Below are 25813 nucleotides of genomic sequence, written 5' to 3' on the forward strand. Positions count from 1 at the left end.
CGCTTTAGGCCGCGCGAGCTTCCTTACCGAAGCGTCCCAGAATCACCTTTCGGCCTTCTTCGATCTGGCTCTCCACGAAGTCGGCCCACCACTGGAGCATTTCGCGCCGTGGCTCTTTCCATTCGGCCTTGTTGTATACACCGCGAACGCCCCCCGTCTTATGGGCTAGCGACTTCTCAATCCAGTCGGAGTTGAAGCTGGCCTCGTTGAGGAGGGTCGATGCCGTCCGGCGGAAGTCGTGGATTACGAAGTCTTGCACATCTGCCTCCAACGACCGAATCACGTAGTTGAGCGTGGTCTTGCTGATCGGGCGCTTTGAGTCGTTACGGCTGGGGAAGACATATTCCGATCCACAGGCCAGCTTCTTCAGCTCTTCAAGCATGGCGATGGCCTGCCGGGGCAGGGGAACAACGTGGGCCTTATCTTTCTTCATTCTTTCCCAGGGGATTGTCCACTCCTGCGCGTCGAAATCGAATTCCTCCCACCGGGCCTCGATCAGCTCTGATTTTCGCACCATGCAGAGCATGAGTAGGTGCAGACCGAGCTTATATGCGCGGTTCATGTTGGACTGGTAGATGGCCCGCAAGAGACGGCCGATCTCCGGCGGAGTCAGCGCCACCTCGCGGCTACGTGCTACCGCAATGTACTTTGCCTCAATGGCCGCCGCTGGGTTGAACTGGGTCTTCTGACGGGCGATGCCGTAGGCAAACAAGCGCTTCAGGATGTTTCGAGTCTGCAGTGCCATCTGGTCAGAGCCGCGGGCCTTGATTCGGTCTGTGATGTTCAGGATGTCGGTGACAGTGACCTCCCCAACCATCTTGGCCCCGATGGAGGGAATCACGTCTTTTTCAAGCACCCGCCGGATGTTCCTGCAATCGCTGTTTGCCGGCTCGGCGACCTCCTGGAACCACCGCCATGAAAAAGCCTCCACCGTGTCGGTGCTGAGCTTGGCGGCTTCCGCAGCCCTTAGCTTGGCCGTGGCTTTGGCGCACCACCGGCTCACGAACTCCTGCGCTTGCTCGCGCACAGCCACCGGGATATCTCCTGGGATGGCATTCCCCTGGGCAAGAGCCATCGGAGAGACCCCGCGCTTTGCCAGGCTCTTGGCTGCCTCGCGCCAGGCTCGTGCCTCCGCGATGGACCAAGTGGGGTATTCACCCAGAGTGACCTTCTCTTGCTTCCCCAGGAGCCGGTACCGCAGCCGCCAAGCCAGTGTTCCCCCCGGCATGACCTCCACGAACAGACTTCCGCCATCAGCGACGGTGTAGGGCTCAGCCTTCGGCTTGAGGTTGCGGAGCTTTGTGTCTGCCAGCGCCATTGCGTTCTCCATGATGATGTTCCCATGACCTACGGAGTAGAAATCGACTTACGGTGAGATTTGGGCACACCGAAGTCTGCTACTGGGCACGGCCATGGGCACACTTTTACTCGGATTTGCTAGGCACGCGCAAGCGCGATTTGGACGGAATATCCTTTTAAGTCGATGGGTTAAATGAAGATATCGGAACGCTCTGGCATCCCCAGGAACGACTTTTACTTTCCGATGCAGAAACTGGAAAATATCCGCCCCAGCAGGTCCTCTGTGGTGAAGCACCCGGTGATCTCGCCCAGCGCCTCGTGCGCCAGGCGCAGTTCCTCGGCGGCGAGTTCCGGCAGGGCGGCTTCGCGCAGGCGGGCCTGCGCGTCGCCCGCCAGGGCGCGCGCGCGCCGCAGCGCATCCACGTGGCGGCTGCGTGCGGAGAAGGCGCTCTCGCCGCTGCTGACGCCGGCGAAGCGGCGGATCTCGGCGAGCAGCAGGTCCAGGCCCGCGCCGCTGCCGGCGCTGAAGCGCAGGTGCCGGCGGCCGTCGCGCTCGAATATCTCGGGCGCTTGGCCGCTGAGATCGCACTTGTTGTGCAGCACCCACACCGGCAAGCCCTCGGGCAGGCTGGCCAGCAGTTGCCGGTCGGTGTCGTCGGCACCGCCACGGTCGTCCACCAGATAAAGGCCGAGTTCGGCGCTGGCCAGCGCGGCGCGCGCGCGGCGGATGCCCTCGCGCTCCACGATGTCGTCGCTGTCGCGCAGGCCGGCGGTGTCCACCACCGTCACCGGCAGGCCCTCGAGGTCCAGGTTCTCGCGCAGCACGTCGCGCGTGGTGCCGGCCACCGGCGTGACGATGGCCACCTCGGCGCCGGCCAGGCGGTTGAGCAGCGTGGACTTGCCGACGTTGGGCTGGCCCGTCAGCGCCACCACCAGGCCCTCGCGCAGGCGCCGGCCCTGCGCGGCGCCGGCCAGCAGCGCGTCGAGGTTCGCGATCAATGTTTCCAGGCGCCCGCGCAGCTGTGCATCACCCAGCCAGTCCACGTCCTCGTCGGAGAAATCCAGCGCGCCTTCCACGAACACGCGCAGCGCCACCAGCTCTTCGGCCAGCGCGCTCACCTGTTTGGACAACGCACCTTCCAGCGAGCGCTGCGCGGCGCGCGCGGCCTGCGCGGTGCCGGCATTGATCAGGTCGGCCACGGCCTCGGCCTGCGCCAGGTCCATGCGCCCGTTGAGGAAGGCCCGCTCGGAGAATTCACCGGCGCGCGCCACGCGCGCGCCGAGCTGGCAGGCGCGGCGCAGCAGCAGGTCCAGCACCACCGGGCCGCCATGGCCCTGCAACTCCACCACATCCTCGCCGGTGTAGGACTGCGGGCCGGGAAAGCGCAGCACGATGCCTTCGTCCAGCGTGCTCGCATCCGCGGCGCGGAAGGGGCGCAGGCCGGCCTGGCGCGGCGGCGGCAAGGGTCCGGCGATGGCGGAGGCGATGGCCTGCGCCGCCGGCCCGGAGATCCGCAGGATGCCGACGCCGCCGCGCCCGGGTGCGGTGGCGATGGCGGCGATGGTGTCGGTGACGGCGCTCATGCGCGGCAGCTTAGCTTGCCCCGCGCCAACGAAGAAGGGAGCGGCTCGCGCCGCTCCCCCTGTGTTTCGTCAAACCCCGCGAGGCTTGCTTGCTACTTCTTGGCCAGCGCCTTGGCGCTTTCCTCGCGCTCCAGCTTGCGCGTGATGAACCACTGCTGCGCGATGCCGATCAGGTTCGAGGTCACCCAGTAGAGCACCAGGCCCGACTGGAAGAAGGCGAAGAAGGCGGCCATGCCGATCGGCATCACGCTCATGATGCGCTGCTGCATCGGGTCCATCGCCGTGTTGCCGCTGAGCTTCTGCTGCACGAACATGGTGATGCCGAACAGCACCGGCAGCACGAAGTAGGGATCCGGCGCGGTCAGGTCGTTGAGCCACAGCACCCACGAGGCCTGGCGCAGCTCCACGGACTCCAGCAGCACCCAGTACAGCGCGATGAACACCGGGAACTGCACCAGCAGCGGCCAGCAGCCGGCCAGCGGGTTGAAGCCCTCCTTCTTGTAGAGGTCCATCATCGCCTTCTGCTGGCGCTCGCGGTCGTCGCCGTAGCGCTCCTTGATGTCCTGCAGCTTGGGCGCGAACTTCTTCATCTTGGCCATCGAGCGGTACTGCGCTTCCGACAGCTTGTACATCACGCCCTTGACCAGGATGGTCAGCAGGATGATGGCCCAGCCCCAGTTGCCGGTGAACTTGTGCAGCTTCTCCAGCAGCCAGAACAGCGGCTCGGAGATCGGCGTGAGGATGCCGTAGTCCACCGTCAGCTCCAGGCCCTTGGCATGGGTGCCGATGCTGTCCTGCAGCTTGGGGCCGATGTACAGGCCTGTGTTGAACGTGGCCTGCGCGCCCGGCTCCAGCTTCTGCGTGGCGCCGACGTACTGAGCCACGTAGCCGTGCTGCGGCGACGGCTTGGCGCTGAGCGTCAGGGCTTCGCCCGGGGGCGGCAGGATGGCGGTGACGAAGTAATGCTGCAGCATGGCGATCCAGCCGCCATTCTGGTGCTTGTCCACCGGCTCCTTGGCCAGCTTCTCGAGCTTGGTCTTGGCGAAGCGGTAGCTGTCGCCGCCCGCTTCCTTCTGCTCATAGAGGCCCACGCCGGTGAAGGTGGCCGCGAAGGGCGGCTCGTCACCGCTCTTGTAGTCGGTACGCGCGATGCGCACGTAGGGGCTGGCGTCCAGCGCCGCGGCGCCGCTGTTGGTCAGCGCCTGCTGCAGCTCGATCTGATAGCTGCCGCGCTTGAACCGATAGGTCTTGGTGGCGCTGAGGCCGTTCTGCTGCGTGGTCAGCACCACGTCGAGATGGTCGGAGCCTTCCACCAGGCGGTAGTCGTTCTGCGCCGCCGTGTACATCGTCTTGTGCGTGACCAGCGGCTCCTTGCTGCCGGCCAGGCCGCTCTGCAGCACGTAGTAGCGGCCATTGCTGTCATCCAGCAGCGCGAAGTTCTGCTCCTTCTGGTCCTTGTGGACCGGGTAGCCCTTCAGCTCCACGCGGCGCAGCTCGGCGCCCTCGGTGGAAATCTCGGCGATGTAGAGATCCGTCTCCACGCGGATGCGGCGCGCCGGACCGGAGGTCACCGCGCCGGCAGGGGCGGGGACAGCCGCACCCGTGACGGGGTCCGTGACCGTGGCCGGCGGTGCGGTGGGAATGTCGTCGATCGCGTTGGCGCTGGCGGCGGCGGCCGTGGCGGCCGGTGCCTGCGGCAGCGGCTTGACGCCGTAGTCCTTTTGCCAGGCCTGGTAGATGAAGAACAGCACGACGCCCAGCAGAGCGATCAGGATGAAACGGCGGTTTTCCATGGCGGTCAGTGGTGCGGGCAGCCGCAGGACTTCTGCGGTGTCGGCCCTAGGTGTTCGGGAACGGGATCGTAGCCACCGGGATTCAGGGGGTGGCAGCGCACGAGGCGGCGTAAGCCTATCCACCCGCCGCGCCAAAAGCCATGGCGGCGGATCGATTCAGCGGTGTAGTGGGAGCAGCTGGGGTAAAAACGGCAACGCGGCCCCAGCAGCGGGCTGATGAAGAGCTGGTAGCAGCGGATCAGGAAGAGGCTGAGGGTGCGCATTTGGCAGCCGCTCGGGTCCAGAGCCGGTCGAGGATATCGCTGAGCTGTTCGGGCGTGGCCTGCAGACAGCCGCCGCGGGCCAGGATCACCACGTCCATGGCCGGAAAGGCGGAACGCCGGGTCCGGAAGCTTTCACGGATCTGGCGCTTGATGCGGTTGCGGTCCACCGCACGCGGTACCGCCTTCTTGGGTACTGCCAGTCCCAGCCGGGACTCCGAGGAGTCCCCGCTGGAAACGACTAGCGCGGTCAGCCACTTCTCGTTAAGGCGGCTGCCGCGCTCAAAAGCCGCCTTGAACTCGCCGGGCTTCTGCAGGCGGGCGCGCCGCGGAAAGCGCGCCGTCACGAACCGATCCTTACGGGATCAGACGCTTGCGGCCCTTGGCGCGGCGGCGCGAGATGACCTTGCGGCCACCAACGGTCGCCATGCGGGCGCGGAAGCCGTGCGTGCGGGCGCGACGCGTGTTCTTCGGCTGGTAAGTACGCTTGGTTGCCATGACATCACCCTGAAAACGTGTGTTGATGCAAAAGGGCGCGGATTCTATCCCTTGCCGGGCTCACAGGGCAAGCCGCCGGGCGCTCCGGGGCTGTGGATAAGTCACCCCCGAACGGGTAGACTGCCTGCCCGGCGCGACAGACGCCCTCATACTAATTATTAGAAGCGAGATGCACTCTTCGGAAGAACTTTGGACGCAGTGCGTGCGCTGGCTCGAGGCCGAACTGCCCGACAAGGACATCGCGACCTGGATCCGGCCGCTGCATCCCATCGCCTCGCGCGAGCGGCTGCTGCTGCTGGCGCCCAACCGTATTGTGCTGGATCGCGTACGCCAGGACTTCCTGGGCACCATCCGGCGCGCGGTGCGCGCCAGCTCCGGCGAGACCCTGCCGGAGGTGGAGCTGGCCGTGGGCAGCGCCGAGGCCCGTGCCCCGGCCGGCCCGCCCAGCACCCCGGCCGCCGGCCCGGAGCCCGTCGTGGCGACGGTCCTCCCGGACGAGCCGCCGATGGGCAATGCACCCAAGCTGGACTCGCGCTTCACTTTCGCCAACTTCATCGAGGGCAAGTCCAACTCCCAGGCGCGGGCCGCGGCCCAGTACGTCGGCGAGTCCCCGGGCGGTGCCTACAACCCCCTGCTGATCTACGGGCCGACCGGGTTGGGCAAGACCCACCTGATGCACTCCATCGGCAACGAGATCCAGCGGCGCAATCCGCAGGCCCGCGTGGCCTACCTGTTCGCCGAGCAGTGGATGAGCCAGTACGTCACCGGCGTGCGCCACGGCCGCTGGGACGACATCAAGTCGTACTACCGCTCGGTCGACGCCCTGCTGATCGACGACATCCAGTTCTTCGCCTACAAGGAAAAGACGCAGGAAGAGTTCTTCCACGCGTTCAACTCCCTGATCGACAGCCGCAAGCAGATCGTGCTGACCTGCGACCGCTATCCCAAGGACGTGGACGGCATCGACGAGCGCCTGAAGTCGCGCTTCACCTGGGGCCTGTCCGTGGCGGTGGAAACGCCGGACCTGGAAACCCGCATCGCGATCCTGCAGACCAAGGCCGAAGCCAGCCACGACCTCAAGCTGCCGGACGACGTCGCCATGTTCGTGGCCCAGCGCGTACGCTCCAGCGTGCGTGACCTGGAAGGCGCGTTGCACCGCCTGGCCGCCAGCGCCCGCTTCCGCGGCGAGCCGCTGACCATCGAGTTTGCCCGCACCACGCTCAAGGACATGCTGGCCGCCTACGAGCGCCAGGTGACCATCGAGAACATCAAGCGCAAGGTGGCGGACTACTACAACATCCGCGTGTCGGACCTGAGCTCGCCGCGCCGCACCCGCACGCTGGCGCGTCCGCGCCAGATCGCGATGGCCCTGGCCAAGGAGCTGACCCAGCACAGCCTGCCGGAGATCGGCGAGTCTTTCGGCAAGGACCACACCACCGTCCTGCACGCCTGCCGCAAGGTGGCCGAGCTGCGCGAGCAGGACCTGAAGATCCGCGAGGACTACGAGAACCTGCAGCGCCAGCTCGGTTTCTGAGGCCAGCGGGGCAGGGCATATATAAGGAATAACAAGCTGTGGACGGAGTGCATGGCAAAGCTTCGGAAAACGCTTGCAAGAAGCTGTGGATAAATTAAGCTCAAGGTTTATCCACAGTTCATCCGAAGGCTGGCAGCCGGCCTGTCCAGTCCCGGAAACAGGCTTCAAGCGATTGATGTATAAGCATTAATCGAAAGTTATCACCAGCGGCATGCGGTCCTTGTTGTTATTGTTTTTACATCATTAATCAATCTACATATTAATAAGGTGATGTCATGAAACTCCAAGTGGGGAGAAACGAGCTGCTCGCAGCACTCTCTGCGGTCATCGGCGTAGTCGAACGTCGCCAGACCTTGCCGGTGCTCTCCAACTTCCTGATGGAGACCCGCGAGGACGAGCTGATCGTCACCGGTACCGACCTGGAGATAGAGCTGGAAGCCCGAGCCCGCGTGCAGAACCTCGCACCCGGCCGTGCCACCCTGCCGGCCCGCAAGCTCTTCGACATCTGCCGTGGTCTGCCCGAAGGCGCCGAGATCTCGCTGGACGTGTCCGGCGACAAGGCCACGCTCAAGTCCGGCCGCAGCCGCTACTCGCTGTCCTGCCTGAAGGCAGACGAATTCCCGGCCATGGGCCGCCTGGCCGAAGGCCGTGAGCTGACGATCCCGCGCCGCGCCATGCGCACGCTGATCGAGCGCACGCAGTTCGCCATGGCCCAGCAGGACGTCCGCTACTACCTCAACGGTCTGCTACTGGAAGTCACCGCCAAGCGCGTGCGCTGCGTAGCCACCGACGGCCACCGCCTGGCCATGAGCGAGGCCGGCCTGGACACCGGCTTCAAGGACAACCTTCAGGTCATCGTGCCGCGCAAGGCCGTCATGGAACTGACCCGCCTGCTGGATCCCAGCGACGAGCCGGTGACCCTGAAGATCGGCGCTGGCCAGATTCAGGTCGATGTGGACGTGGTCCGCATGACCTCCAAGCTGATCGATGGCCGCTTCCCGGACTACGAGCGCGTGATCCCGGATTCCGGCGACAAGAAGCTGCAGGCCGACCGCGAGCTGGTGAAGCGCGCCCTGGCCCGTACCGCGATCCTGTCCAACGAGAAGTTCCGCGGCGTGCGCCTGGCACTGGACGGCACCAAGCTGGTCCTGCAGACGCACAACCCCGAGCACGAAGAGGCCGAGGAAGATCTGGAAGTCAGCTACGAGGGCAGCGCCCTGGAGATCGGCTTCAACGTGAACTACCTGCTGGACGCGCTGGGTGCCCTGAGCGGGGAGCAGTTCGTGATGGAGCTGAAGAACTCGGATTCCAGCGGCCTGATCCACGCGGCGGACGACACCTCCAGCAAGTACGTCGTGATGCCGATGCGGCTCTAAGCGGCGCATGACGTATCTCGCCCAACTCGGGGCGGAAAACTTCCGGGTGTTCGAAACCTTGAGCCTGCGGTTCCACCGCAGGCTCAATTTCGTTTATGGGGACAATGCAGCGGGCAAGACCACGCTGCTGGAACTGGTCCATGTCCTCAGCCGTGGGCGATCCTTCCGCGGCAGCAGCCTGCAGGATGGGGCAGGGCCCGCCGGCAAGCACTGGCGGCTGCGCGGCCGCTACCAGGGCGAGGAGACGATGCCGGCCGTGGTGGTGGACGCGGCCTGGGCGCAGGGCGAGTTGACGCAGAAGCGGGCAGGGCAGGCGAGTAGCCGCCTGGAGCTACTCCGTGAATATCCTGTGCAAATCCTTGAACCAGGCCTGCATAAGTTATTGCAGGACGGCCCCGCCTATCGGCGCGGATTCCTGGATTGGGGTGTGTTCCACGTGGAACAAGGCTTTCATCCGGCCTGGAGACGTTACAGTCGGGCCCTGAGGCAGCGCAACCTGGCTCTGCGCCAGCGGGCATCCGAGCGGGAACTGGAGCCCTGGACTGCGGAATTGGCCCAATCCGGGGAACAGGTCCATGCCTACCGCCTGGCCCAGCTCGAAGCCCTGCGTCCCTACATGGATCGCCTGGTGCCCCGCTTGCTGGATACCGACGACTGGTCCCTGGACCTGCAGGCTGGCTGGACCGCGGGGCAGGGGCTGCGCCAGGTCCTGGATGCTCACCTGGGCCGGGATCGCCAGCAGGGCATGACCCAGGACGGACCCCAGCGGGCCGAGCTGCGCCTGCGCCTGTTCCAGCGCCAGACCAAGACCCTGGTCAGCCGCGGGCAGCAGAAGCAGCTGATCGCCGCCCTGCTGTTGAGCCAGTGCGAGCTGATCCGGGAGACCACCGGAACCGCCCCCATCCTGCTTGTGGATGATTTTGGATCGGAGCTCGGCGAGGACTACCAGAAGCGCCTGTTCCAGACGCTCCGGGAATACCCCGGGCAACTCTTCATCACCAGCTTTGCCCCTGCAGGCGTGCTGGAAAACATCGGGGAAGGAGCGGTGTTCCACGTGGAACATGGCCGCTGCAAGGCCATATCTCTCTAGGGTCTCCCTGGGGTCGGGTCAGGCCGAACCCCCTGAAAATGCTAAAATGACAGCTGTCCTACAGGTCGAATCCATGACTGTTCCGCCGAACAACGAATACGACGAATCCAGCATCCAGCAGCTCGAAGGCCTGGAGGCCGTGCGCAAGCGCCCCGGCATGTATATCGGCGATACCTCCGACGGTACAGGCCTGCACCACATGGTGTTCGAGGTAGTGGATAACTCTGTGGACGAAGCGCTCGCAGGCCACTGCGACGACATCGTCGTCACGATCCATTCCGACAACTCCATCAGCGTCTCGGACAACGGCCGCGGCATCCCCGTGGGTATCAAGTTCGACGACAAGCACGAGCCCAAGCGCACCGCCGCCGAGATCGTGATGTGCGTGCTGCATGCTGGCGGCAAGTTCAACCAGAACAGCTACAAGGTCTCCGGTGGCCTGCACGGCGTAGGCGTGTCCTGCGTCAATGCCCTGTCCAGCAAGATGACCCTGACCATCCGCCGCGATGGCCAGAAGCACTTCCTGGAGTTCGCCCGCGGTGTTCCACAGAACCGCCTGGTGGAAGTGCAGAACGGCGTGGAGGTCTCCCCGCTCAAGATCCTGGGCCCGGCCGAAGGCCGCGGCACCGAAGTGCACTTCCTGGCCGACGAGGAAATCTTCGGCAAGATCGAGTGGCACTACGACATCCTGGCCAAGCGCCTGCGCGAGCTGTCCTTCCTCAACAACGGCGTGAAGATCCGCCTGATCGACGAGCGCAGCGGCCAGGAGGAGAACTTTGCCTTCTCCGGTGGCGTGAAGGGCTTCGTCGAGTACATCAACCGCGCCAAGACGCCGCTGAGCCAGAAAGTGTTCTACGCCAGCGGCGCAGCCATGGTCTCCGGCAGCACCGGCGGCCCGGTCGAGATCACCGTGGAAGTGGCGATGCAGTGGAACGACAGCTACCAAGAACAGGTGCTGTGCTACACCAACAACATCCCGCAATCCGACGGTGGCACCCACCTGACCGGCCTGCGCGCGGCGATGACCCGCGTGATCAACAAGCACATCGAGGAATCCGGCGTCGCCAAGAAGGAAAAGGTCGACATCACCGGTGACGACATGCGCGAAGGCCTGGCCTGCGTACTGTCCGTGAAGATGCCGGACCCCAAGTTCGCTTCGCAGACCAAGATGAAGTTGGTGTCCTCCGAGGCCCGTCCAGCCGTGGAAGAAGTGGTGACCGAGAAGCTCGCCAACTTCCTGCTGGAGAACCCGAACGAGGCCAAGATCATCGTCGCCAAGATCGTGGAAGCCGCCCGCGCCCGCGAGGCCGCGCGCAAGGCCCGCGACATGACGCGCCGCAAGGGCGTGCTCGACGGCATGGGCCTGCCCGGCAAGCTGGCGGACTGCCAGGAGAAGGACCCGACCAAGTCCGAACTGTTCCTGGTCGAGGGTGACTCCGCAGGCGGCTCCGCCAAGCAGGGCCGCGATCGGCAGTTCCAGGCGATCCTGCCGTTGAAGGGCAAGATCCTGAACGTGGAGCGCGCGCGCCTGGAGAAGATGCTGTCTTCCCAGGAAGTGGCCACGCTGATCACGGCGCTGGGCTGCGGCATCGGCAAGGACGAGTTCAAGCCCGAGAAGCTGCGCTACCACCGCATCATCATCATGACTGACGCGGACGTGGACGGCTCGCACATCCGCACGCTGCTGCTGACCTTCTTCTACCGGCACATGTTCACGCTGGTGGAACGCGGCCACATCTATATCGCGCAGCCGCCGCTGTACAAGGTGAAGGCCGGCAAGCACGAGACCTACGTGAAGGACGACCACGCCCTCAACGACTGGCTGATCGCTACCGCGCTAAACGACGCGCAGCTGATCCCGGCCGAGGGCCAGCCGGCACTGCCGACGGCCGAGCTGGAGCGCCTGGTGCGCGAGTACGCCGCGGTGCAGGGCAGCATCGAGCGCCTGGGCCGCCGCTACGACCACCACGTGCTGCAGACCCTGGCGCGCCTGGCGCCGGTGCCGCCCAGCGACGAGAACGAGTTGCGCGGCTGGGCCGAGCGCTTCTTCCTGGCCCTGAACGAAGGTGGCCTGGTCGGCAGCTTCTCGGTCACGCCGCAGATGGGCGCCGAGGGTCCACTGCTGGAAGTCTCGCGCCGCTTCCACGGCAACACCCAGATCTTCAGCTTCAACCACGACTTCTTCGCCGGTGCCGACTACCGCCGCATCGCCGCGCTGCGCGAGACCACCGCCAGCCTGATCGGCGCCGGTGCGCAGGTGAAGCGCGGCGAGCGCCAGCCGGTGGCCGTGTCGAGCATCGACGACGTCTTCAACTGGCTGCTCAGTGAAGCCCGCCGTGGCCTGGGCATCCAGCGCTACAAGGGCCTGGGCGAGATGAACCCCGAGCAGCTGTGGGAGACCACGCTGAACAAGGCCAACCGTCGCCTAGTGCGCGTGAACATCGAGGACGCCGTCGCGGCGGACCAGATCTTCACCACGCTGATGGGTGAGCAGGTGGAGCCGCGCCGCGACTTCATCGAGAAGAACGCCCTGCTGGTCAGCAACCTGGATCTGTAAACGCGCATGAAGTCCCTGACTGTCGAGCTGGCGGATCGCAGCTACCCGATCCGTATCGGTGCCGGCCTGCTGGCCGACGCCCGCCAGTACGCCAAGGCCGAAGGCCGCCGGCTGAAGCTGGTGACCGACAGCAACGTTGCGCCGCTGTACCTGGCGCACGTGCTTAAAGCATTGAATTTAAAGGAAGAAGACGCTCTGGTGCTGCCGGCGGGCGAGGAGCACAAGAGCTGGGCGACGGTGGAGCGCGTGCTCGACTGGATGCTCGGCGCGCGCCTCAACCGTGACGGCCTGCTGGTGGCGCTCGGCGGCGGTGTGATCGGCGACATGGCCGGCTTTGCCGCGGCGATCTACCAGCGCGGCATCGACTTCATCCAGATCCCCACGACGCTGCTGGCGCAGGTGGACTCCTCGGTCGGCGGCAAGACCGGCGTGAACCATCCGCGCGGCAAGAACATGATCGGCGCCTTCCACCAGCCGCGCCTGGTGCTGGCCGACACCGCCGCGCTGCGCACGCTGCCGCAGCGCGAGCTGCTCGCCGGCATCGCGGAAGTGATCAAGTACGGCATGCTCGCCGACAGCGACTTCTTCAAGTGGCTGGAGCAGCGCCTGGACGACCTGCTGGTGCTCGACACCGACGCGCTGACCAAGGCGATCTACCGCAGCTGCGAGCTCAAGGCCCGCATCGTGGCGCAGGACGAGCGCGAATCGCTCGCCGGCGGCGCCGGTCCGCGCGCCCTGCTGAACCTGGGCCACACCTTCGGCCACGCCATCGAGACCTACACCGGCTACACGCAGTGGCTGCACGGCGAGGCCGTGGCCACGGGCCTGGTGATGGCCGCCGATCTCTCCGCGCGCCTGGGCTGGATGAGCGCGAAGGACGCCGAGCGCTGCACGCAGCTCGTCGCCCGCGCCGGCCTGCCGGTGAAGCCGCCGGCCGGCATGACGCCGGACCAGTTCCTGGAGCTGATGGGCCACGACAAGAAGGTGGCCAACGGCAAGCTGCGCCTGGTGCTGATGCGCGGCATCGGCTTGGCCGTGGTCAGCGGTGATTTCGACAAGGCGGCGCTGCAGGCGACGCTGGAGCATTTCACCCAGCAGTGACGTTGTTCCACGTTTTTCACCCCTCGCCCGCTTGCGGGAGAGGGGATGGGGGAGAGGGTTTCTGTAGCTCTCGCTTATCGCACCAGCTTCAAGCTTTACAGCACCCTCTCCCTAGCCCTCTCCCGCAAGCGGGCGAGGGGACTACAAGCAGAGAGCAAACTCATTAGACTCCTCCCACGATGAGCGACCTCGCCCCCTACGCCGCCAATGAAGCGCAGTCGCGCGGCCGCCTGCATGCCGAGCCGCCGCCGGGCAACCGTGGCGAGTTCCAGCGCGATCGTGATCGCATCATCCACTCCGCCGCGTTCCGTCGGCTCGAGTACAAGACGCAGGTCTTTATCAACCATGAAGGCGATCACTTCCGCACGCGCCTGACGCACTCGCTGGAAGTGGCGCAGCTCGCGCGCACCATCGCGCGCAACCTGCAGCTCAACGTGGATCTCTCCGAGGCGATCTCGCTGGCGCACGACCTGGGGCACACGCCCTTCGGCCACGCCGGACAGGACGCGCTCAACAGCTGCATGCAGCCCTACGGCGGTTTCGAGCACAACCTGCAGTCGTTGCGCGTAGTCGATCACCTGGAGGACAAGTACGCGAGCTTTCGCGGGCTCAATCTCTCCTTCGAAGCACGCGAAGGCATCCTCAAGCACTGCTCGCTGAAGAACGCGCGCAAGCTCGGCGAAATCGGCGAGCGCTTCATCAATCGCCAGCAGCCGAGCCTGGAAGCGCAACTCGCCAACCTGGCCGACGAGATCGCGTACAACAACCACGACATCGACGACGGCCTGCGCGCCGAATTGCTCACCGTGGAACAACTGCGCGACGTCGCGCTGTTCCGTCGGCACCATGACGCAGCGCTGAAGGCGCATGGCGCGCTCACCGCCAAGCAGGCGCGCCACGAGACCACGCGCCGCATCATCAACACCCTGGTGGTGGACCTCACCGAAACCTCGCGCGCCAACATCCAGGCCGCGAAGCCGAAGAGCATCGACGAGGTGCGCCAGCACGACAAGCCGCTGATGGCCTACAGCGACGAGATCGCCGCCGAGTCGCGCGCGCTGAAGAAATTCCTGTTCGACAACCTCTACCGTCATCACCGCGTCTACCGCATGACGACGAAAGCGCAGCGCGTGGTACGCGAGATATTCGACGCGCTGCACGGCGACGTGAAACTGCTGCCGCCGGATTTCCATGACGAAGCCAAGCACGCCGAAGACGAAGCCGGCCGCGCGCGCGTGGTGGCGGACTACATCGCGGGCATGACGGATCGCTATGCGCTGGATGAGCATGAGCGGCTGTTTGATCCGCGGCGCTTGAGATAAGACTCTAAGGCTTTCCGTAGGACGTGGTGAGCGCAGCGAAACGCATCGGAGCCTGAATGATGCGGTTCGCTGCGCTCACCACATCCTACGAATGTTGCGTATGTTCCACGCGGAGCAAGGGCGCACCTCGATACGCTGCGCTACTCGGTGTGAGCGGGTGTGGGGACATGCCATCGTCCGTCGCGTCATCCCTACGCCTTCCGCCAACCCGTTCCTCCCGAGTGCCGCGTCCCTCGATACAACCCGCCACGGCGGATCACTCGGGATGAGCGGACGTTGGCGTATCGAGGGCGAGCCGGCTTTCATCCAACGAGAAAGCCGCACGGTTTCCGTTCGCCCTGAGCCTGTCGAAGGGTGAACCGCAGGGACCTCGGAGCCCGCGCAGGCTTGATGATCCAAGCCCAGGAAAAGCAGACAAAACCACCCGACCGTTCGATCAGATTTCATCCATTTGCAGATATGCAGACAGGGTTGTCGGCGGCGACGGCCGACTCCCTAGTCTCCCCAGGCGCAATTCGCGCATGAGGAGACCACTACAAATGAAAGCGACACAGCTGCTCCTGGTATTGGGAATCACCACCCTGGCCGCGCCGGCCCAGGCGCTGAACATCGTGCTGTCCAACGACGACGGGTTCGAGACGGCGAATATCCGCGCGCTGTACCAGCGCCTGAAAGCCGCCGGGCATGACGTGATCGTGTCGGCACCGACGCAGAACAACAGCGGCCGCGGCGGCTCGATGAATTTCCTCACGCCGGTGACGCCGATGGCCAAGGCCAGCCGCCATGGCAGCGTCGCGGCGGGCTCGCCGGGCGTGGGCAAGGACCCGGGCGACGCGGATGTGTTCTACGTGGACGGCACGCCGGTGATGTCGATGCTGCACGGGCTCGACGTGGTGGCGGTGAAGCGCTGGGGTCAGCAGCCGGACCTGGTGGTGTCGGGCTTCAACGAAGGCAACAACACCGGGCTCATCAACAATTCCTCCGGCACGGTCAACAACCTGCTCTATGCGGTGAACCGCGGCATCCCGGCGATCGCGGCGAGCTACGAGGGCACGGAGGCGCGCTCGCACACGGCGCTGGCGGAAGGCGCGCTGGAATACGAGATCGCGGACGTGGTGGTGAAGCTGGTCGACACGCTGGAGGACAACCGCGTTGCGGGCCAGCCGCTGCTGCCCCCGGGCGTGGGGCTCAACCTCAACATCCCCAAGGTGACGGCGACGGGCCAGGCGGCGGCCCTGCCCTTCCGCTTCGCGCGCATGGGCCTGGCCACGGAATTCCAGCCGGTGTTCTTCGAGAAGCTGTCCGACAGCCCGGTGGCCGTGGGCTATGGCGCGGGCGTGGCGCTCCCCGGCATCTCGTTCGCCAACGACGTGATCGCGCCGCCGGCGGGCGTGGTGATCCTGCAGGATGACAGCGCGCTGTCGGAGCTCAACGTGATGAAGACGCACGCGATCCCGGTGACGGTGGTCGAGGGCGTGCCGCAGGGGCGTCGCAGCAATGAGGAGTTGGTGAAGATCCAGCTGCGCGGCCTGCTGGGTGCCGCGCCGTGAGCGCCCGCCATGCGGTGATGTTGCTCGCCGCCGCGCTGGCCCTGGCCGGCTGCAGCGACAAGGACGACAAGGAGATTCCGGGGCCCAAGCTGGAGTTGCCGGCGCTGGCCAGCGGCGCTCACGCGCTGCGGCTGGACGGCGATGCGGCGGGGTCTTCCGGCTGGGGCTTTGCGGCGGCGGACGGGCGCGGCTTCGTGCTGCTGGCGCCGGACTCCGACAGCCCGGCGGCGGCGCTGTACGTGCGCGACGCCGGCAAGGCCTGGCGCCGGGTACCGGCGGCCACGGGGCCGGCCACGCTGACGGCGGCCCTGGACGAGCCGCAGCCGGCGGCCGCGGGGCCGGAGCTGGCGGGCAGCTACCAGGCATTGCTGGGCGGTACCCCCACCCGCTTCACGGTGGCGGCCGACGGCGGCATCACGGCTGGCGCCGGAGACTGCGCCTTGAGCGGGCGTATCGACAGCGGCAAGGGCTATGGCGGGGCATTGCCGGTACAGGCAAGCGTTGCTGGCTGCGCGGCCCTGGCCGGAAACTATCAGGGGCTGGCCTTCGCCGATCCCGACGCCGATAACGCCCGATTCCGGGTGATTTTACACGACAGCGCTAAAATCCTGGATTTCTACGCCTTCAACCGCTAATTGGCCCCGATCTTGCTCATTGAGCCCGGCTTTGCCGGGCTTTTTTGCTGAATGGGGGAAGGCCAATTTGTGAAAACGGTTCCATTTCGGGCCTGTGATTGACGCTCCGCGTTCCATTCTTATAATGGAATGTTGCACCGCAGCGATTCGCTCCCGTCTGGTCACCCGCAAAGTGTCCGCAGGCCGCGCCAAACCGCAGGCCGGGAGAAGTGTCGCCGTTGGAAAGCTGTACTCAAACGCAAGGTAGAAAGGTCATGACAACCCAGCAAGGGCTTTACCGCCCGGAATTCGAGCGCGACAGCTGCGGCTTCGGGCTCATCGTGCAGATGGACGATCAACCCTCCCATTGGGTGGTTGAGACGGCCATTGGTGCCCTGGCTCGCATGACCCACCGTGGTGCCATCGCCGCCGACGGCAAGACCGGCGACGGCTGCGGCCTGCTGATGAAGAAGCCGGACCGCTTCCTGCGCATGAAGGCCAAGGAAGCCGGCATCAAGCTGGATGCGCGCGCGCCCTACGCCGCGGGCAACGTCTTCCTGTCCACCAACGAGACCGTGGCCGCGCGAGCGCGCGAGCTGATGGCCGAGGCCTGCGCGGCCAATGGCCTGGTGCTGGCTGGCTGGCGCAAGGTGCCGGTGAATCCGGAAGCCTGCGGTGCCGAAGCGCTGCGCACCCTGCCCCAGGTGGAGCAGGTGTTCATCACCGCCGGCAAGGACGTGAGCAACTTCGACCTCGCCCTGTTCAAGGCGCGCCGCCGCGCCGAGAAGGCGATCGACGCCGCCGGCGACGGCGACTTCTACATCACCTCGCTGAGCTCGCGCGTGCTGGTGTTCAAGGGCCTGGTGATGCCCTCGTACCTGCCGGTCTTCTACGTGGACCTCAGTGACGAGGACCTGGAGAGCTCGCTCTGCGTGTTCCACCAGCGCTTCTCCACCAACACCATGCCCAAGTGGCGGCTGGCCCAGCCGTTCCGCTTCCTGGCACACAACGGCGAGATCAACACCGTCGCCGGCAACCGCAAGTGGGCGCTGGCGCGCGCCAAGAAGTACCAGTGCGCCAACCTGCCGGACATCAGCGAGATCTCCCCGCTGGTGACCATGGATGGCTCGGACTCGCAGTCGCTCGACAACATGCTGGAAGTGCTGCTGGCCGGCGGCATGGACCTGTTCCAGGCGATGCGCGCGCTGATCCCGCCCGCCTGGCAGAACGTGGAAAGCCTGGACGCCGACCAGCGCGCGTTCTACGAATACAACTCGCTGCAGATGGAGCCCTGGGACGGCCCGGCCGGCATCGTGCTGACCGACGGCCGCTACGCCGCCTGCGCCACCGACCGCAACGGCCTGCGCCCCACCCGCTATGTCATCACCCGCAACCGCGTGCTGACCGTGGCCTCCGAGATCGGCGTGTACGACTACCCGCCGGAGAGCGTGCTCGAGAAGGGCCGCCTGCGTCCGGGCCAAATCCTGGCCGTGGATACCGAGAACGGCAGCCTGATGCGCCCGGCCGACATCGACAAGATGCTCGCCGGCCGCCGCCCCTACAAGCAGTGGCTCAAGCAGGGCATCAAGCGCCTGGAAGCCGTGCTTATCGACGACGCCGGCAAGCTTGAGAAGCTGCCGGGCGACCAGGTGCGCGTCTACGAGAAGCTGTTCGGCCTCTCTTATGAAGAGCGCGACCAGGTGCTGCGCGTGCTGGCCGAGAGCGGCCAGGAGACCGTGGGCTCCATGGGTGACGACACCCCGTTCGCGGTGCTGTCGCAGAAGGAACGCTCGGTCTACGACTACTTCCGCCAGCAGTTCGCGCAGGTGACCAACCCGCCGATCGACCCGCTGCGCGAGCAGATCGTGATGTCGCTGGAGTGCTCGCTGGGCGCCGAGAACAGCATGTTCGAGGAAACCCCGGAGCGCGCCGCGCGCCTGCTGGTGGACTCGCCGGTGCTGAGCGAGACCAAGTACCGCAAGCTGCTGTCGCTGCACGACCAGGGCTACCCCAACGCGATCATCGACCTGAACTACGACCCCGCCCTGGGCCTGCAGGACGCCGTGCGCGGCGTCTGCGACCAGGCCGTGGCCGCGGCCCGTGATGGCAAGGTGATCCTGGTGCTGTCCGACCGTGCCATCGTCAAGGGCAAGTTGCCGGTGCATGCGCTGCTCGCCGTGGGCGCGGTGCATCACCGCCTGACCCTGGAAGGCCTGCGCGCCGACTGCAACATCGTGGCCGAGACCGCCACCGCGCGTGACTCGCACCAGTTCGCCTGCCTGCTCGGCTACGGCGCCTCGGTGATCTACCCCTATCTCGCCTACGCCAGCCTGTACGACATGGCCGAGCGCGGCGAGATCAAGGGCAAGGAGCTGCCGTACCTGGCGCAGGCCTACCGCAAGGGCATCAACAAGGGCCTGTACAAGATCATCTCGAAGATGGGCATCAGCACCATCGCCAGCTACCGCGGTGCGCAGCTGTTCGAGACCGTGGGCCTGCACGACGAGGTGGTGGAGCTCTGCTTCGAGGGCACCGTCAACCGTATCCAGGGCGCGCGCTTCGCCGACCTGCAGGCCGAACAGGCCGCGCTGGCCGCCGTGGCCTGGAACCCGCGCAAGCAGCTCGACCAGGGCGGCCTGCTGAAGTACGTGCACAACGGCGAGTACCACGCCTACAACCCGGACATCATCAACACCCTGCACGCGGCCGTGCAGTCGGGCGACTACGGCAAGTACAAGGAATTCGCGGAGCTGGTGAACCACCGCCCCGTGGCGATGTTCCGCGACCTGCTGAAGTTCCGCGGCGACGTGAAGCCGATCGACATCAGCGAGGTGGAATCCGCCGAGGCCATCCTCAAGCGCTTCGACTCCGCCGGCATGTCGTTGGGCGCCCTCTCCCCCGAGGCGCACGAGGCGCTGGCCACGGCGATGAACCGCCTGGGCGGCCGCTCCAACTCCGGTGAAGGCGGCGAAGACCCGCGCCGCTACGGCACCGAGAAGAACTCCAAGATCAAGCAGGTGGCGTCCGGCCGCTTCGGCGTGACCCCGGCGTACCTGTCCAGCGCCGAGGTGCTGCAGATCAAGGTCGCCCAGGGCGCCAAGCCCGGCGAAGGTGGCCAGCTGCCTGGTGACAAGGTCAACGAGCAGATCGCCGGCCTGCGCTACGCCAAGCCGGGCGTCGCCCTGATCTCGCCGCCGCCGCATCACGACATCTACTCCATCGAAGACCTCGCGCAGCTGATCTTCGACCTGAAGCAGGTCAACCCGTCGGCGCTGGTTTCCGTGAAGCTGGTGTCCGGCCCGGGCGTGGGCACCATCGCGGCTGGCGTGGCCAAGGCCTATGCCGACCTGATCACCATCTCCGGTTACGACGGCGGCACCGGTGCCTCGCCGATCACCTCGGTGAAGTACGCGGGCACTCCCTGGGAGCTCGGCCTGTCCGAGACCCACCAGACCCTGCGCATGAACGGCCTGCGCGAGAAGGTCCGCGTGCAGACCGACGGCGGCCTCAAGACCGGCCTGGACGTGGTCAAGGCCGCCGTGCTCGGCGCCGAGAGCTTCGGCTTCGGCACCGCGCCGATGGTGGCGCTGGGCTGCAAGTACCTGCGCATCTGCCACCTGAACAACTGCGCCACCGGCGTGGCCACCCAGGACAAGGTACTGCGCCTGTCGCACTTCATCGGCCTGCCGGAAATGGTGATGAACTATTTCCGCTTCGTGGCCGAGGAGACCCGCGAGTGGCTGGCCGCCATCGGCGTGCGTTCGCTCAACGAGCTGATCGGCCGCACCGATCTCATGGAGATCTCCGCGGGCGAGAGCGACAAGCAGAACAACCTCGACCTGTCGCCGCTGCTGTCCGCGGCCGGCATGGCGCACGAGTCCGGCCACAGCTGCATCTCCGCCAACCCGCCGCATGACAAGGGCGAGCTGGCCGAGCAGATGGTGGCCGACGCGCTCTCCGCCATCGAGGCCAAGAGCGGCGGCGTGTTCGAGTACAGCGTGCAGAACGTGCACCGCTCGATCGGCGCGCGCCTCTCCGGCGAGATCGCCAAGCGCCACGGCAACCTCGGCATGTCCGACGCGCCGATCACCATCCGCCTCAACGGCACCGCGGGCCAGTCCTTCGGCGTGTGGAACGCCGGCGGCCTGAACCTGGAGCTGGAAGGCGACGCCAACGACTACGTCGGCAAGGGCATGGCCGGCGGCCGTATCGTGATCAAGCCGCCCAAGGGCAGCCGCTTCAAGAGCAACGAGACCGCCATCATCGGCAACACCTGCCTGTACGGCGCCACCGGCGGCTCGCTGTTCGCCGCGGGCACCGCGGGCGAGCGCTTCGGCGTGCGCAACTCCGGCGCGCTGACCGTGGTGGAAGGCTGCGGCGACCATGGCTGCGAATACATGACCGGCGGCGTCGCCGTGATCCTCGGCGAGTGCGGCGTGAACTTCGGCGCCGGCATGACCGGTGGCTTCGCCTACGTGCTGGACGAGTCGCGCAGCTTCGTGGACCGCTACAACCACGAGCTGATCGACACCACCCGCATCGTGGCCGAGCACATGGAAGCGCACCAGCACTACCTGCGCTCGCTGATCCAGGAACACGTCAACGCCACCGGCTCCGTGTGGGCCCAGCAGATCCTCGACGACTGGCGTGATTTCGTCGGCAAGTTCTGGCTGGTGAAGCCCAAGGCGGCCGACATCGGCTCGCTGCTCGTTGCAATCAAGGCCGCGGCTTAATCGGCCCCGCGACCCAGGGATATCAAGATGGCAAAGAAGAATGTCATGCAGTTCATCGAGATCGGGCGCCAGGACCCGAAGAAGGTGCCTGCGGAAGTGCGCCTGCACGACTGGCGCGAGATCTACGGCCAGTTCCCGCAGGAACAGGCGAGCACGCAGGCCGGGCGCTGCCTGGAATGCGGCAACCCCTACTGCGAGTGGAAGTGCCCGGTCCACAACTTCATCCCCAACTGGTTGAAGCTGGTGCAGGAAGGCAACCTGTTCATGGCGGCCGAGCTCTCGCACAAGACCAACACCCTGCCGGAAGTCTGCGGCCGCGTCTGCCCGCAGGACCGCCTCTGCGAAGGCGCCTGCACGCTCAATGACGGCTTCGGCGCCGTGACCATCGGCAACGTCGAGAAGTACATCACCGACGAGGCCTTCAAGCAGGGCTGGCGCCCGGACATGTCCGGCGTGGTGCCCACCGGCAAGCGCGTGGCCATCGTCGGCGCCGGCCCCGCCGGCCTGGGCGCCGCGGACATCCTGACCCGCAACGGCGTCAAGGCCGTGGTGTTCGACAAGTACAACGAGATCGGCGGCCTGCTGACCTACGGTATCCCTCCCTTCAAGCTGGAGAAGGAAGTGATGCTGCGCCGCCGCGAAGTGTTCGAGGGCATGGGCATCGAGTTCCGCCTGAACACCGAGATCGGCAAGGACATCCCGTTCAAGACGCTGCTCGACGAATACGACGCCGTGTTCCTCGGCATGGGCACCTACACCTACATGAAGGGCGAATTCCCGGGTGAAGACCTGCCGGGCGTCCACGAGGCCCTGCCCTTCCTGGTGAGCAACATCAACCGCGTCATGAGCTGGGAGAAGAACCCAGCTGACTTCATCGACATGGCCGGCCAGAAGGTCGTCGTGCTTGGTGGCGGCGACACCGCCATGGACTGCGTGCGCACCTCCGCGCGCCAGCAGGCCAGCAGCGTCACCTGCGTCTATCGCCGTGACGAGGCCAACATGCCCGGCTCCAAGCGCGAAGTCAGCAACGCCAAGGAAGAAGGCGTGAAGTTCGTCTTCAACCGCTCGCCGGTGGAGATCGTGGGCAACGGCAAGGTGGAAGGCGTGAAGGTGGTCGAGACCCGTCTCGGCGCCCCCGACGCGCGCGGCCGCCGCAAGCCGGAAGTGGTCCCCGGCTCCGAGCAGATCATCCCCGCCGACCGCGTGGTGATCGCCTTCGGCTTCCGCCCGAGCCCGGCCGACTGGTTCGCCCAGCACGACATCAAGCTGCAGGCCGACGGCCGCGTCGACACCAGCGAGAGGAAGCGCTTCCAGACCGCCAACCCGAAAGTCTTCGCGGGCGGCGACATGGTGCGTGGTTCCGACCTCGTCGTCACCGCCGTCTACGAAGGCCGCCAGGCTGCCGAGGGCATTCTCGACTACCTGGGCGTCTGATCCCGCAGCGACAAGGCTGCCAAGCCAATCCGGGGTCAGCGCAAGCGACCCCGGATTTTTTTTGCCTGAAGTTTTGCCCTAAGCCCCTCTCCCCTCGCGGGAGAGGGGTTGGGGAGAGGGGGAAGCCTGATGCGCATCACCGCAGCTTCAGAGCCCCCTCTATCTAACTCTCTCCCACAAGGGGAGAGAGAACAAAGAAGGAAGAAGCCCATGAACACGCCCACAGAATCCCCCGACCAACTCCGCCGCGGCTACCTCTTCGCCGCCCTCACCGTCATCATCTGGACCGGCTTCATCCTGGTCTCACGCATGGCCGGCAAGGGCACGCTCACCGCGTTTGACGTCACCGCCCTGCGCTTCGGCGTCGCCGCCGTGCTGCTCTCCCCGCTGCTGTTCATGCGCGGCCTCGGCACGCTCAAGAACCTGCGCCGCCTGTTCGCCTGCACCCTCACCGGCGGCCTGGGCTACGCGCTGCTCTGCTACAGCGGCTTCTACTTCGCCCCCGCCGCACACGGCTCCATCCTGCTCAGCGGCATGATGCCCTTCCTCACCGCCATCCTCGCCTGGATGTTCCTGGGCGAGCGCCCGAGCACGCAGAAGCAGATCGCGCTGCTGGTGATCGGCGCTGGCGTCGCCTGCATGGCGGTGCAGACCTTCAGCCACGGCTTTGCCGGCAACAGCTGGATCGGCGACCTGCTCTTCGTCAGCGCCAGCACTGCCTGGTGTGTGTTCACGATCCTGGTGCGCCGCTGGCAGATCAAGCCCTGGGATGCTGCGGCCGGCATGTCCGTGACCTCCGCGCTGATCTTCCTGCCGATCTACATCCTGTTCCTGCCCAAGCACATCAGCGTGGCCCCCTGGCACGAGATCCTGCTGCAGGCCGGCTACCAGGGCGTGCTGGTGGTGATCGTGGCCATGGTGCTCTACACCCGCGCGGTGGCGGAGCTGGGGCCGACGCGGCTGGCGGCGGTGATGGCGACGGTGCCTGCGATCTCGGCGTTGTTGGCGTGGCCGGTGTTGGGCGAGGCGCTGACGCCCTTGCTGGGGGTGGGGATTGCGTTGGTGACGGTGGGGGCGTTGATTGGGGCGGCTACGCGGCTATCGGGGTGGGCGAGGCAATAGCGACATATATTGACCTGACGCTGTCGTCAGGTCGCGCCGCTGCGGTAGTTGTCGCATGATTCGATCCGGCAGTGCTTTGGCACAAGGAAAAATCTTGGCGTGGTCCCCCATGTCTTCGCTTTTCAACACCAGACAAAGAGGAGGATATCCAGTGGCAGACAACATGAGTATTTCTGGCCCGGTTAGTGTCGATCTAAAAGACAATTCCGTAGCAGCGGTCGCATACGATCTAATGCAGCACATTGGCTCAGGCGAGGATCTGAAGGGAAAAGATCAGGAGTTTAGGCGTCAGTACTTTTTGACGCTGTATTGGCAATGTTATAAAGCAGCAGCGGGGCACCACTTGGAATCAATACTGCAAAGAGCATAGGTGTGCCACGCGCGATCTTCAACGTGAACGTTACGCTTGATTCCAGCTTGGATACAGAAAAGCTTCAAAAAGCAGCTAGAACTGCTTAAGAGATTCGGCGCAATCTAATGGCCTACTACCTAGTATCAAATATCGTCGGCAGGAACCATCAGAAGATATATGAGGAGCTTGGTAAGAGCGCCTTCTTTGATCTTTCCCCACATCAAAGCGGATGGGATGAATTCTCTAAAATTCAGGCTGGGGACTTGGTTTACGTGATAAACGAAAATGGCAGGGTGGCTGTCGGCCATAGCGTGAACAGGGTAATGGCCGGCATTCTTCTCGCTGAGGATCCAACCTGGGGTTCGCGAGTTGCTTCAGCAGTAGGCGGGAATGTGGGCGTTATTTTTGGAAAGGTGTGCGAGCGGGTAGATATGGAGTACTCCAAGTTCGTCAGACAACGAGGAATACGGAGCTCGAAGTTAAACCCTGCTACCGGCCAGATGTATCAGGGGTTCAACTGCGCATCGTTTAGGTAGAGAAAAGGGGTCGAGAAAAGGGGTCGGAGTAATTTAACTGCGAACGCAGCGTGGGCTTCAGACCACCGTTATCGGGCCAGGCTGGTGGGCACGCTGCGCTCTGCCCACCCTTGTATTGTAGCTGTGCCTGCCGGAGTCGCTCTTTGGCAGGCAGATCAGCCGGACGCCGAGCCCACCCTTGGATGCTCAATCCGTGACGTAGATGAATGCGCCGGCTGCTCGTTTTTCCCTTGCGAGAAATCGAACAGTATCTTCGGCCTGGAATATTCCAAGAGCCAGCATTCACAAGGCGGATTGCGCAAGACATGAGTGAGATCACCTATCTCGGCATTGATGTGTCCAAAGCCAAGTTGGACTGTGCCCTGCTACTGGGCCAGAAATTCCGCAGCAAGGTTGTTCCCAACAACCCGGCCGGCCTGGATACGTTGCGCCAATGGCTGCAGAAGAACCTTGGGTCTTCAGCCTGGGTCTGCCTGGAAGCCACCGGCATTTATTGGGAACTAGCCGCCCAGACCCTGGCGGATTTCGGTCACAAGGTCTCGGTGATCAACCCGGCTTTGGCCAAGGCGCATGCCGAATCCTTGGGCTTGCGGGTTAAGACGGACGCGGTTGATGCCCGCGTGCTGGCCAGTTTTTGCAAGGAGAAGCAACCGCAGGCCTGGCGGCCGCCCTCCCGCAGCGAGCGGGCCCTGCGTGCCCTGGTGCTGCGTCACCAGGCCCTGGTTGAGATCCAGACCCAGGAAAAGAACCGCATGGAGAGCGCCCGGGATGAAATCCGGGAAAGCCTGCAGACTCACCTGAAGTGGCTGGCTGACGAACTCGAACGCATCGAGCAGGCGATCAAGCAGACCATCGACGACGACCCCGACCTGAAGGGAAAGCGTGAACTGCTGGACTCCATACCGGGTTTGGGCGAGCGCACTATCGCTGTCCTGCTAGCCTACGTCGGCCATGCCCAGCGCTTCGGCACGGCGAGGCAGTTTGCCGCCTTTGCAGGACTCAGCCCTCGGCTGCACGAATCTGGCTCCAGCGTGCGCGGCAGACCACGCCTATCGAAG

19 protein-coding genes are annotated in these 25813 nt (G+C 65.3%); 13 read left to right on the top strand and 6 right to left on the bottom strand.

What is annotated here, in order from left to right; all coding sequences use genetic code 11:
- Positions 1-4: 4 nt before the first annotated feature.
- From QT386_RS19585 to rpmH, 6 genes are all read right to left on the bottom strand, one after another.
- Positions 5-1318, bottom strand: a complete 1314-nt coding sequence (locus tag QT386_RS19585; protein WP_289275443.1) for a tyrosine-type recombinase/integrase — start codon at positions 1316-1318, stop codon at positions 5-7.
- A 215-nt stretch (positions 1319-1533) separates the two neighbouring features.
- Positions 1534-2883 carry a tRNA uridine-5-carboxymethylaminomethyl(34) synthesis GTPase MnmE gene (gene mnmE / locus QT386_RS19590; RefSeq protein WP_289275444.1) on the bottom strand — a complete coding sequence of 450 codons (1350 nt, stop codon included), beginning with the start codon at positions 2881-2883 and terminating at the stop codon, positions 1534-1536.
- Positions 2884-2975: 92 nt separating this feature from the next.
- Positions 2976-4676, bottom strand: coding sequence for a membrane protein insertase YidC (gene yidC, locus QT386_RS19595; RefSeq protein ID WP_289275445.1), 1701 nt, complete (start codon positions 4674-4676; stop codon positions 2976-2978).
- A gap of 5 nt (positions 4677-4681) precedes the next feature.
- Positions 4682-4939, bottom strand: a complete 258-nt coding sequence (gene yidD / locus QT386_RS19600) for a membrane protein insertion efficiency factor YidD (RefSeq protein WP_289275446.1) — start codon at positions 4937-4939, stop codon at positions 4682-4684.
- Positions 4915-5283: a ribonuclease P protein component gene (gene rnpA, locus QT386_RS19605; RefSeq protein WP_289275447.1), complete on the bottom strand. Its 369-nt coding sequence runs from the start codon at positions 5281-5283 to the stop codon at positions 4915-4917. The genes yidD and rnpA overlap by 25 nt, the downstream gene beginning before the upstream one ends.
- A gap of 10 nt (positions 5284-5293) precedes the next feature.
- Positions 5294-5434, bottom strand: coding sequence for a 50S ribosomal protein L34 (gene rpmH / locus QT386_RS19610; protein WP_289275448.1), 141 nt, complete (start codon positions 5432-5434; stop codon positions 5294-5296).
- 169 nt (positions 5435-5603) lie between these two features.
- On the opposite strand from rpmH, the gene dnaA reads away from it, so the two are divergent.
- From dnaA to QT386_RS19675, 13 genes are all read left to right on the top strand, one after another.
- Complete coding sequence (dnaA, locus tag QT386_RS19615; RefSeq protein ID WP_289275449.1) at positions 5604-6968, top strand: chromosomal replication initiator protein DnaA; 1365 nt, start codon at positions 5604-5606, stop codon at positions 6966-6968.
- A gap of 275 nt (positions 6969-7243) precedes the next feature.
- Positions 7244-8344 (top strand): DNA polymerase III subunit beta, encoded by a 1101-nt coding sequence (gene dnaN, locus QT386_RS19620; RefSeq protein ID WP_289275450.1) that lies wholly within the window; start codon positions 7244-7246, stop codon positions 8342-8344.
- A gap of 7 nt (positions 8345-8351) precedes the next feature.
- Positions 8352-9434, top strand: coding sequence for a DNA replication/repair protein RecF (locus QT386_RS19625; protein ID WP_289275451.1), 1083 nt, complete (start codon positions 8352-8354; stop codon positions 9432-9434).
- Positions 9435-9507: 73 nt separating this feature from the next.
- On the top strand, positions 9508-11991 hold the full coding sequence (gene gyrB, locus QT386_RS19630; RefSeq protein WP_289275452.1) for a DNA topoisomerase (ATP-hydrolyzing) subunit B: 2484 nt from the start codon (positions 9508-9510) through the stop codon (positions 11989-11991).
- A 6-nt stretch (positions 11992-11997) separates the two neighbouring features.
- Entirely contained in the window at positions 11998-13092 is a 1095-nt protein-coding gene (gene aroB, locus QT386_RS19635; RefSeq protein WP_289275453.1) for a 3-dehydroquinate synthase, read from the top strand.
- Between the two features lie 179 nt (positions 13093-13271).
- Complete coding sequence (locus QT386_RS19640; RefSeq protein ID WP_289275454.1) at positions 13272-14414, top strand: deoxyguanosinetriphosphate triphosphohydrolase; 1143 nt, start codon at positions 13272-13274, stop codon at positions 14412-14414.
- Positions 14415-14953: 539 nt separating this feature from the next.
- Entirely contained in the window at positions 14954-15964 is a 1011-nt protein-coding gene (gene surE, locus QT386_RS19645) for a 5'/3'-nucleotidase SurE (RefSeq protein WP_289275455.1), read from the top strand.
- Positions 15961-16599, top strand: coding sequence for a hypothetical protein (locus QT386_RS19650; protein WP_289275456.1), 639 nt, complete (start codon positions 15961-15963; stop codon positions 16597-16599). The genes surE and QT386_RS19650 overlap by 4 nt, the downstream gene beginning before the upstream one ends.
- A gap of 254 nt (positions 16600-16853) precedes the next feature.
- A complete protein-coding gene (gene gltB, locus QT386_RS19655; protein ID WP_289275457.1) occupies positions 16854-21311 on the top strand; it encodes a glutamate synthase large subunit in 4458 nt (1485 codons plus the stop codon).
- Positions 21312-21338: 27 nt separating this feature from the next.
- Positions 21339-22745 carry an FAD-dependent oxidoreductase gene (locus QT386_RS19660; protein ID WP_367401469.1) on the top strand — a complete coding sequence of 469 codons (1407 nt, stop codon included), beginning with the start codon at positions 21339-21341 and terminating at the stop codon, positions 22743-22745.
- A 210-nt stretch (positions 22746-22955) separates the two neighbouring features.
- Positions 22956-23867: a DMT family transporter gene (locus QT386_RS19665; RefSeq protein ID WP_289275458.1), complete on the top strand. Its 912-nt coding sequence runs from the start codon at positions 22956-22958 to the stop codon at positions 23865-23867.
- A gap of 477 nt (positions 23868-24344) precedes the next feature.
- Positions 24345-24755, top strand: a complete 411-nt coding sequence (locus QT386_RS19670) for a hypothetical protein (protein WP_289275459.1) — start codon at positions 24345-24347, stop codon at positions 24753-24755.
- Between the two features lie 305 nt (positions 24756-25060).
- Positions 25061-25813 (top strand): IS110 family transposase (locus tag QT386_RS19675; RefSeq protein ID WP_289275460.1); only part of this gene is annotated, 753 nt, incomplete at its 3' end.

Origin of the sequence: Solimonas sp. SE-A11 (assembly GCF_030345715.1) — a bacterium.
In the GTDB taxonomy this organism is placed as follows: Bacteria; Pseudomonadota; Gammaproteobacteria; order Nevskiales; family Nevskiaceae; genus Solimonas_A.